Source organism: Globicatella sp. HMSC072A10, assembly GCF_001811625.1.
Taxonomy (GTDB): domain Bacteria; phylum Bacillota; class Bacilli; order Lactobacillales; family Aerococcaceae; genus Globicatella; species Globicatella sanguinis.
Genome location: NZ_KV805740.1, coordinates 1 through 10,514 on the forward strand (window position 1 = coordinate 1; position 10,514 = coordinate 10,514).

The 10,514-nt window shown below is 33.0% G+C and carries 9 protein-coding genes; 7 read left to right on the forward strand and 2 right to left on the reverse strand.

Translation table 11 applies throughout. From position 1 onward, the window contains the following. Nucleotides 1-77 precede the first annotated feature (77 nt). Nucleotides 78-1,406 (reverse strand): SNIPE associated domain-containing protein, encoded by a 1,329-nt coding sequence (locus HMPREF2811_RS06710; protein ID WP_071408671.1) that lies wholly within the window; start codon nt 1,404-1,406, stop codon nt 78-80. Nucleotides 1,407-1,422: 16 nt separating this feature from the next. Beyond that, nucleotides 1,423-2,025, reverse strand: coding sequence for a LexA family protein (locus HMPREF2811_RS06715; protein WP_071408672.1), 603 nt, complete (start codon nt 2,023-2,025; stop codon nt 1,423-1,425). Between the two features lie 711 nt (nt 2,026-2,736). Here HMPREF2811_RS06715 and HMPREF2811_RS06720 point away from each other — a divergent pair. The 7 genes from HMPREF2811_RS06720 to HMPREF2811_RS06750 all read left to right on the forward strand — a co-directional run bounded on the left by HMPREF2811_RS06720 (nt 2,737) and on the right by HMPREF2811_RS06750 (nt 10,071). Next, the gene (locus HMPREF2811_RS06720; RefSeq protein ID WP_071408673.1) at nt 2,737-3,045 is read left to right on the forward strand and encodes a DUF4298 domain-containing protein; all 309 of its coding nucleotides are present in this window, start codon (nt 2,737-2,739) and stop codon (nt 3,043-3,045) included. Nucleotides 3,046-4,053: 1,008 nt separating this feature from the next. Beyond that, entirely contained in the window at nt 4,054-4,863 is an 810-nt protein-coding gene (locus tag HMPREF2811_RS06725) for an ABC transporter permease (RefSeq protein WP_371441405.1), read from the forward strand. Further along, nucleotides 4,860-5,639, forward strand: coding sequence for an ABC transporter permease (locus HMPREF2811_RS06730; protein WP_071408675.1), 780 nt, complete (start codon nt 4,860-4,862; stop codon nt 5,637-5,639). The genes HMPREF2811_RS06725 and HMPREF2811_RS06730 overlap by 4 nt, the downstream gene beginning before the upstream one ends. Nucleotides 5,640-5,659: 20 nt before the next feature. After that, nucleotides 5,660-6,712, forward strand: coding sequence for an ABC transporter ATP-binding protein (locus HMPREF2811_RS06735; RefSeq protein WP_071408676.1), 1,053 nt, complete (start codon nt 5,660-5,662; stop codon nt 6,710-6,712). Between the two features lie 22 nt (nt 6,713-6,734). Next, complete coding sequence (locus HMPREF2811_RS06740) at nt 6,735-7,781, forward strand: ABC transporter substrate-binding protein (RefSeq protein WP_071408677.1); 1,047 nt, start codon at nt 6,735-6,737, stop codon at nt 7,779-7,781. 161 nt (nt 7,782-7,942) lie between these two features. Further along, a complete protein-coding gene (locus HMPREF2811_RS06745) occupies nt 7,943-9,307 on the forward strand; it encodes an amidohydrolase (RefSeq protein ID WP_071408678.1) in 1,365 nt (454 codons plus the stop codon). A 290-nt stretch (nt 9,308-9,597) separates the two neighbouring features. After that, nucleotides 9,598-10,071: a GNAT family N-acetyltransferase gene (locus HMPREF2811_RS06750; RefSeq protein WP_071408679.1), complete on the forward strand. Its 474-nt coding sequence runs from the start codon at nt 9,598-9,600 to the stop codon at nt 10,069-10,071. Nucleotides 10,072-10,514 lie beyond the last annotated feature (443 nt).

The following is a 10,514-nucleotide window of genomic DNA, read 5'->3' on the forward strand; positions in this document are numbered from 1 at the left end:
TTTTTCTCTTGACTTATTACCACTAGACTTATTATAAACGAAAGAGTATTGATGATATTTTTACTACTATATAAGTCCTATACATCTTCTTTTTGTCTTAAAGATTCTCTATATTCAAATGCTTCAGGTTCATCATAAAAAGTAACTGTGTTGTTAAATTTTTCATGAACTACTCGTTTTATTTCTTCTAAATCAACTTTATAAAATTCTTTTCTTTGATTAACTTTATTAATCTCTTTGTCCTGAAAATGTCTGTGTAAAGTAGCTTCTAAAGTAGGAGCATCTTCGCTAAATATTAAGGCATGAACATCAAATTTAAACGGAACAGAAGCGCTCCCTAATTCATTGATTCTGTCCATTGGTTCTAAGCGTCTAGTCATTCCAATTTTGTATATGTTTTCTCCGAAAGAACCTATGTTTGAAATAATATATACGAAACCTGCTCTAGTATTCGATTGTCTTAGTTCTACATTTTCTTTATCTGCTTTTAGTTTATTAATTTGTTCTTCAAGTTCTTTGATTTTGTCTGCATATATGTTTCTTTCTACATCATTATTAGCACGACTTAAATAGTCTAGCATTTTTTTCATTTCATTGTTGAATTGAAGTTCCTCTTTTTCGATTTTCTTTTTAGCATCTTGAAGTTCTTTTTCAACGCGTTGTTGTTCTTTTATTTCTTCTTTTTGAGCTTTAAGCAATTCTTTTTCTGCCTCTTTTTTTACTTGAAATTGATATATTATAGATAAATGTTCTAGCTTTAATTTTAAATAACTTTTATCTAAAGAAACACCATCAATTTCAAATAGTTTGTTCAAACTCTCGAAGGAAGTCATTATTTTTTTTCTGTACGTGTCGATTGTTTTTGAAGTTACATTACTAATATAGTAATCTGCTTCTGTGTTGAAAGCTCTTAATATTTGTTTAATTTGTTTATTAGTATCTGCTTTTTTATATAATTGTTTTGTAACTATTGCCTGAACAGCTTCTTTTTCTTTAAGTTTATGTATTGCTAAAGTATTCTTAATTTCATCAGATGTAACTGTAACATCGAAGTTCACGAATGTTTGATTAAATAATGATTCGTCATAATTTTCTTTAATGAAGAAACTGATTTCTTCCTTTTTGGCATTTAGTTTGTCGATATCTTCAGATAAATTTGTTAAAGCAGTATTCTTCTCAGACTCAATATTATTAAGAATCATACTTTGTTTATTCTTTAAGGATTCAATTGTATTGTACTCAAACAGATATTTGTCTAATTTTTCTCGGTTAACTATCGCGTATCTTTTGTTTTTTAAAAAGAAAAGGATGATACCAATAATTACAGGGACTCCATAAATCGGCCATAGAACAAAACACAGTGCAATAAATCCGTCTTTAAAATAAAAAGGAACTTTTTCTTCCATGAATTTCCTCCCAAATTTATAATTTATATTCCACTTTAACAGCCTTGCCAATTATTCGTGCAGGGTTGTTTTCGTTAATTATATACGGTGCGTACTTCTCATTTAGTGTTTCAAGTAAAATAGTATCATCTAACTTACGCACTCTTTTTAAAGTAGCTTCGTTATCTCCGTTCACGATAACAGCAGCAATTTCACCGTTTTCAACATCTGGTTGTTTTCTCAACATGACATAACTGCCATCAGGTATCTTAGGCTCCATACTGTGGCCTTTTGCTTGCAGGAAAAACAAATTGCCTTTTGGAAGATCGTTGTTAAATACTTCTCGATATTCGGTGACATTTTCATCAGTAAGAATAGGTTCACCACATGTTATATATCCTAATACTGGAATTCGAACAATATCGCCAACAGGGATAGGATTTTTTGGAATATCCATTCCGAGCAATTCAAGTGGAGATATTTCAATAACTTCCGATAGTTTTGCGATTTTATCTCGTTTCATATTTTTAATGTCGCCTTTTTCCCACTTGCTAACAGTGGCTTTGGTAACACCAACACGTTCAGCGACTTCCTCTTGAGTGAGATTCTTTCTTTTGCGAAGCCATTTGATATCGACCATTTTTTACACCTCCTTATTATATATATCGATAGTATCATAAATGATACAAAAAACAAACGTTTTTACGATTAAAGTATCGTAAAGTAAATTTTTTTAATGCTGTTTATTTATGTTAGAGTCAATTAAAAATGTTTTATGAATTTAAATTGGGTAGCGATCGGTGCTATCTCATCTTTTTGCAATTTCTGTTGCAACATTTATGGGCGTTAAAGATAATTTACTAGAAATATTAATTAAATCCATATAATGATAAGGTGACAGTTCGAATGCAGTCAGTGCTATTTGAACAAAACCCAACAATAGATTAAAGACGCTCAAAATTGATTAAGAAACGTTTTTAGCATAAAATAATAATAGATTGGGATTGGGCAAGAAGTAGAAAATCAAATGATTTTCGCTTCATCTGCCTACCCCCGCACAGTTGAGACTACTCAACCGCTACGCGATAAACTAAATAGATTAGATCAAAAATTTTTTGAGTTTATGCCCAGTCGCTACACTCGTGCTGATTTTACATTGTGTTATTGTCTATTTTCATCATTTTTAAGATGCATTTTTACGTGATCAAACTTAAAACTAAAAAGTATTGACTCATGACTGATTTATCATCATAACATCTGATATGATGTTGTGTATAAAAATCAATTAATATCTTACAGAGAATAAAAAGAACAGAAGAGTATTGCTATATTATTAAAGGAGATGATTTTTGTGAATAAAGCAAAAGAAGTTGAGAGATTAAAAGAGTTAGAAAAAGAATTTAGTGAAATAAATGCTACTTTAGCAGAATTGGATAAAGTCTTACATAAGGTAAAAAAACAAATGCCAAAGATTAAGAAATTCGATAAGTATTATAGTAGTGAAGAATGGTTTAAGCATAGAGAGATGCTTGATGAGGGCTATTTTGATGAGCTCGAAACAACTGCCATTTTAGGAGAAGACTACCCGTATGACACCTTATTTGCCATTAGAAATCAAGCGATTGAAATGTTAAAATTAGCTACAAAATTATTGACGTGATTAATTGAGTATGGGCATTTATAAATATCAAATTTTGATGAGACGATTCAAACCTAAGTAAATAGTTCTCTTTTTAGAATGAGGAGTTTATCCTACATAGGTAGTTGCTTTTCTGCCACTTAATTTTTTTGTTTAATCTATAAGCTTAAGTCAGTTGGTTTCATCCTATTTATTTTGTTATTTGCATTTAATTAAAATTGAATTATATGGATTATACATCTCAAAATATTATGATAGTTTTGTCGCTATGATATCGTTTTGAGATGTTTTTTCTATAGTTGTCTTATTGTTCTACATGACTGAATCGTCGTATTGGGTGCAGGTTCATTACGACCTTCCGCACCATATTTATGTTTTTGATTAGGAGATTTAGATTACCTAATTCTTCAATTAAGTAAAATACAACTGATGAATTGAAAGCTATAGAATAGATCCTCTACCAATAATAAATAGTAGCTCTATATTTAATTATAAAATGAGTTAGGTTCACAATTGAGATAGCTAATCTAACTATATAATTTTATTGTTCACGACTAAAACTATCATAGCGCTAATTTTATTATTCATTTTAGCTACTGTATAATAATTATCCCAGACTTAAAAAGGGCAAAAGCGAACTCTAAATTTTTTACGATAACTTTTTAAAATAGGATTAATATTATGGAGACCCAAGCAACAAAATTTATATATGGCTTTTTGTATTCTCAGATTTTTTCTAAATTGTCCTACTCATAATCTACTTCAACAATTTACAAAATTATAATATCATATTTTTTTTTATTAATCTATCTTAACATTACCGCCTCAGCGCATTCCCACATAATTCATCTTACCATCACTTTCCCATAAACCTGTCAATTCTCAAACCACATCTCTAAAACACGAACATTATACTTGAAGAAAGATTAAGAGTTCATTAAATTAATTGAATTCAATTTTATTATCTGTATGATAGATACGTATCTTAATGATAGGAGGATTTATTTGAAAAGTGTTCGTTATTTGTGGATGCTTCCGGCGATTATTGTTTTAATCGTTTTTATGGGCATTCCTCTAGTTAATTTATTAGTTCCAACTTTGTCAATGCACGGCAATCCATTGTCTAATTATTTGACATTCTTTGAGAGTAACTATCAAGTGAAAGTTTTAATACGAACAATTAGAGTGGCGACTATCGTGACTCTCATTTGTGCCTTATTAGGGATACCGACAGCCTATTATATTTCAGGGCTTTCTAAAAAATGGAAGAGTTTATTAATGGCTGTCACACTGTTTCCATTATTAACAAATTCGGTAGTGCGTGCTTTTGCTTGGATTAATATCTTAGGGCAAAATGGTATCATCAACAAACTTTTGGTATCTACAGGAATTTTAGATCATCCACTGGTGCTATTAAATACTGAATTCGCCATTATTATTGGTTCAGTTTATTTGTTTTTACCAACGATGATTATTTCATTAGTTGGTGTGATTGACTCCATTGAGCCAGAGACTTTAGAGGCGGCTGCAACTTTAGGTGCTAATCCTTTAACGGTATTTCGTAAAATTATCATTCCTTTAAGTATTCCCGGTACGATTATTGGCAGTATCTTAGTTTTTACGGGAACCTTGACGGCCTATACGACTCCGCAATTATTAGGTGGTAATAAAAACATGTTACTTTCGACATTTTTACGCCAAAATGCGTTGACTTTAGGCAATTGGGAGCTAGCTAGCGTTGTAGCTTTCATTATGATTTTGATTACATTAGTGGTCAATAAATTGCTCGGCCTTTTAGCCAAACGGGTCGATAAACGATTGGTAGGTGAAGCTTCATGAAAAATAATTGGATGATTCGACTGATTGCGATTCTTGTTTTCTTATTTTTAATGATTCCCTTATTAATTATTGTGGTAACTTCTTTTGGTGAAGCCTCTGCTATTCAATTTCCTATTTCTGGTTTTACCTTTGATTGGTACAGAGTAGTGTTTGAGTCTGAAGCCTTTATGAGTAGCTTTTATGTTAGTTTAGGTGTTGGTTTAGCAGCAACGTTACTCGCGATTATCATCGGTGTGCCTGCTGCATACTTGTTAGCACGTTATTCATCCAAAACCAATGCTTTTTTAAATGACTTTTTCTTATCACCAACCTTGATTCCAGGTATGGTAATGGGGTATGCGATTTTTCAACTAGTAGTAGTGAAATTTCAGTGGTCTGTCTTAACGAGTCTCGTGATTGGCCATTTAATTATTAGTTTACCTTATGTAATCCGTTTAGTTGGTTCAAGTTTACAAAACTTAGATTATTCAATTGAAGAAGCGGCGTGGACTTTAGGTTACACCAAATTTCAAGCCATTACCAAAATTGTTTTACCGAATATTTCTTCGGGAATTTTTGCAGCCTTTATGTTGGCTTTTATTAACTCTTTTAATAATATTCCAGTCAGCATGTTTTTAACGGGTCCAGGTGTGACGACTTTACCGATTACAATTTTAAATTATATGGAATTTAATTATAATCCAGCTGTATCAGCGATTTCGACTTTATTGATGCTGTTAACCGTTGTTTTAATGTACTTGATTGATAAGACATTGGGTCTATCATCGATTGTTTAGAAAGTGAGGAACCCAATAACATGACTTATGTAGAACTAAAGGATATTGATGTGTCCTATGATAATAAAAAATATATTTTAGAAGACTTAAATTTAGCGATTCAGAAAGGAGAGTTAGTCTCCTTATTAGGCCCAAGTGGGTGTGGGAAGACAACAACCTTACGTGTAATGGCCGGACTAATTGAACATCAAGATGGTACCTTCTCAGTTGATGGTGAGAATTTAAATCAAGTACCAGTTCATAAGCGTCAGTTTGGCATGGTCTTTCAATCGTATGCTTTATTCCCACATTTAAGTATTTATGATAATGTCGCTTTCGGGTTAAAACTTAAAAAAGTGAACCCAACAATCATCAAAGAAAAAGTGACGGACATGTTAAAAGTATGTGGTTTAGAAGGACTAGAACATCGTTTTCCGAAACAATTATCTGGAGGGCAACGTCAACGGGTAGCATTGGCACGTGCTTTAGTCATCGAACCAAAATTATTATTATTGGATGAACCTTTATCAAATTTAGATGCCAAATTACGAGTTGCAATGCGTTTAGAAATTCGTCGCTTACATGAAAAATTAAATATGACCACTATTTTTGTAACGCATGACCAAGAAGAATGCTTTTCAATTTCAGATAAAGTAGCCGTGATGAATCAAGGTGTCATCGAACAATTTGACACGCCAGAACAAATTTACAATTATCCTAAATCACGTTTTGTTGCAGAATTTATCGGTTTTGAAAACTTCATCAAAGTAACCAAAACTCAAGATGACAAATTTGTCGATCAAGCGGGTAATACTTATTATGTTGCTTCGATGCCCAAAACGGAAGTATCAAGCGAATGCGTCTTGGCCATTCGACCAGAGGAAATAAAAATAGTAGAAAATCAAGTAACAAACGATAATCATTTAACTGGTACGATTACGGTGCGGACTTTTATGGGGAAAGGCTATCAATATGAGGTAGCGACTTCAGCAGGAAAACTGTTAGTCAATGACTTTTCAGATAGAAAATTTGAGACTGGGGCAGAGATTCAATTGCTCTTGCCTCAAACTAAATTACTGGCTTTAATGCAATAATTAAAAAAATGGAGGAAACAAGATGTTAAAAAAATTAGTGATTTCAGCGTTATCTTTTGGGATGTTAGGAGCTTCGTCTTTAGGTGGATTAACTACAGCACAAGCAGAAGAAAATAAATTAGTGATTTCAACTTTTGGTTTAAGTCAAGATCAAGTTGAAGCAGTGGTTATGGATCCTTTTGCGAAAGCTAATGCGGATGAAGTGGTTCTAGAAGTAGGAAATGCATCAGAACGTTTAACGAAATTAAAAAATGACCCTAATTCTACGATTGATGTGATTGAATTATCGCAGTCAAATGCAGATCAAGGAGTTAAAGAGAGTTTATTTGCACCGATTACGGAAAAAGAAGTGCCGAATATTGCGAACTTAACCGACGGAGCAAAAGAAGTATTTGAACGTGGAACGGGTGTTCCTTATGCAGTAAATAGTATTGGGATTGTTTACGACAAAGAAGCATTAGGTTTTGAAATAAAAGAATGGGCAGATTTATGGAAGCCAGAATTAGCAGGTACGATTGCAATTCCAGAAATTTCAACAACTTTTGGTCCGGCAATGCTTTATTTAGCAAGTGACTACAAAAAGGTAGAATTAGAATCAGATAAAGGTGAAGCGGCCTTTGTTGGTTTAGCAGAATTAGCTCCAAATATAGTTAAAACATATTCGAAATCATCTGAATTAGCGAATATGTTCCAAGCAGGTGAAATTAAAGTTGCGATTTTAGCAGATTTTGCTTATGGTATGGTGAAAGAAGCAAATCCAAATGTTGAATACGTTGTGCCAGAATCAGGTACTTACGCTAATTACAATGTTATTAATGTACCAGCAAATGCTCAAAATAAAGAACTGGCTTATAAATACATTGATTGGAGAATTAGTGAAGAATTATTAGTTCAGACTGCTGAAGCATTTAATGAAGCACCGGTTAATAAAAATGTTGAATTATCTGAAGAAGTAGCAGCCCATAAAACTTATGGTGCGGTTGCGGAACGTGCAAAAACAATGAACACTCAATTCATCAATGAAAATATGGCTGAGTGGTTAAATCTTTGGAATGAAACTTTAAACTAATCATTTGATTGTAAGTGCATTTGAAAAAAGAATTGAAATCAATTATAGATCAAGCGCATTTTGATTAAATTGTGTTACATTAAAAGGTTGAGGAAGAACGATTTTTGTTTTGACTCAACCTAATTTGTTATCGGATATCAATAGTTAGAATGGAGGAAAAGATGCAGACTTTAATTTATAATGCTCGTGTTTTAACGATGGATAAGGAATTTACGGAGTATTATCCAGGTTATGTATTAATAGAAGATGATTATATTTTAGATGTAGGGTTACAAGAAGAGTTATTACCAGAATGGCATCAATGGGTGACAGCAACTGGGGTTAAAAATAAAGGCATTCGCCTTATTGACGCTCAAGATGGCATTGTGTTACCCGGCTTGATTAATGCACATACCCATGTCGGCATGATTCCATTTCGTTCTTTAGCCGATGATGTGAAAGACCGCTTACGTCGTTTTTTATTTCCTTTAGAAGCTCAAATGTCCAAAGAGTTAGTACGTGCTAGTGCGCAATATGCTTTAGCTGAAATGTTATTAGCGGGCATTACTACATTTGCGGATATGTATTATTTTGAGGATACGATTGCGCAAGTGACTGCTGAAATGGGCATGCGTGCTTTATTGGGAGAGACCATTATTAATCATCCGACTTGTGATGGTGATGAGGAACCCTTTTATGGATTAAAAGTCGCACCGAAATTTATCGAAAAGTGGCAGGGAAATACATTAATTACTCCGATATTAGCACCACATGCACCGAATACTAATAGTGAACTAACTTTAACCGAAATTAAACGTTTGTCAGAATATTATGAAGCGCCAGTGATGATGCATGTTGCTGAAATGGATTATGAGATGCAATATTATGCTGATGAATTTAATATGACTCCAATTGAATACTTAAATAAAGTAGGATTACTAAATAATCATTTATTAGCAGTCCACTGTATTCATTTGACTGAACAAGATATTCATTTGATTCGTGAAAATGAAGTAAAAGTGGTTCACTGTATTGGAGCGAATACAAAGTCAGCGAAAGGTTTTATGCCTTTAAAACAATTATTAGAGGTAGGTGTACCGGTTGGATTAGGAACTGATGGACCTAGTTCAGGAAATACTCTCGATTTATTCCATCAAATGCGTTATATCGCTTATTCTCATAAGACTGTCAATCAAGATCGCAGTGCCTTTCCTGCTCGAGAAATTGTTCAATTAGCAATCAATGGGGGAGCGGAGGTTTTAGGATTAGCAGAAAAAGTTGGCAGATTAGTACCGGGGTATCAAGCTGATATCATTATTGTAGAGACACAGTCGGTCAATATGTTTCCTGTCTTTGACCCCTATAGTGTTTTGGTTTATTCAGCTACCGCGTCGAATGTTTCAGATGTTTGGGTCGCAGGCGAGCATTTAGTCGAAGATAAACAATTGAAAAGATACGATTTAGCGACCATTCGTAAACAATTGGAAGCCAATATGACTGATTTTAAAGCAGCAGTTGAAAAAATTGAAGCTCAAGCAAAACATTAAACAGATTTTCGGGAGATAAGAAAAAGAGTAAATAGCTTAGGAGCAGAAGACGACAATCATCCGTTATTTGTTTCGTCCGCTAGTTCTTAGTGAAAAGTTAAAACAAAGAGTAAATTCTTATTGCTACACGTTACCCATTTTAGTAAGTCTGGATAGAAATGATTAAGTTTCTGTCCAGCTTTTTTGATTTATGCTATACTAAAATCGAAAATTGAGGAAAGGAGGACTTTTATATGAAAAAAATTACTGGAGGTTTCAAAAACAATTAAAGCCTCGATAAGGAGCATAATATGGTAATAATTAAGGAAATAAATGAACCGTTAGAAAAATCGCAAATAGTTAAAAATATTTTGCAAGAGTTGCCTGAATGGTTTGGAATTGAAGAAGCCACTCAATGGTATATAGATGATGCTAAAACAAGTGAGTGTCTTGTCGCTTTAGATGAGAATGAACCTGTTGGGTTTGTAACACTATCGAATACTAGTGAAGATTGCGTTGAAATTGTCTGTATGGGAGTTTTACCATCCTATCATCGAAAAGGAATAGGAAAACAACTTATGAAAGCAACTGAAAAATTAATGACCGGCCGCTATCACTTAATTCAAGTTAAAACAGTAAATGAAGGTCATTATCAGCAGTATGATGCAACAAATCAATTTTATCGTTGTTGTGGCTTTAAAAAGTTAGAAGTCTTTCCGACATTATGGGATGAACACAATCCCTGTTTAGTATGGGTTAAAGCATTATCGGAATCATTGTCATAAAAGTCAGGATAAAATTTGATTTTCACTTGAAGTTTGTGAATTAATTTGATGAAACTAATTGAAATAATAGTCAATTAATAATATTAGACTAAGTACGAAGGAAATCATAGAATTGCTTGCTGAAAATGAATTTTTGCACCAGATAGTATTATGAAGGACTAAGACAATACTAAATAAGAGGACGACAAAGCCATCAGATATTTAAGGAAAGTAGTAACTATCTTTTAAACTAAATATTGATTTTATACATTAAAAAAATATTTGAGCGAAAATAGGGAGTGGGCATAAACTTGTTAAATTTAGTCAAGTTTATGGGTCGTTAATTAAAAGCGCAGTGGTTGAGTGGTCTCGAGCTGCGACTTAAAGAGATTGGTCCTCAACTTGGTAAATTCAATCAACTTATTGTTATTAAATTAAAAGCGCAGTGGTTGAGTGGCCTCAAA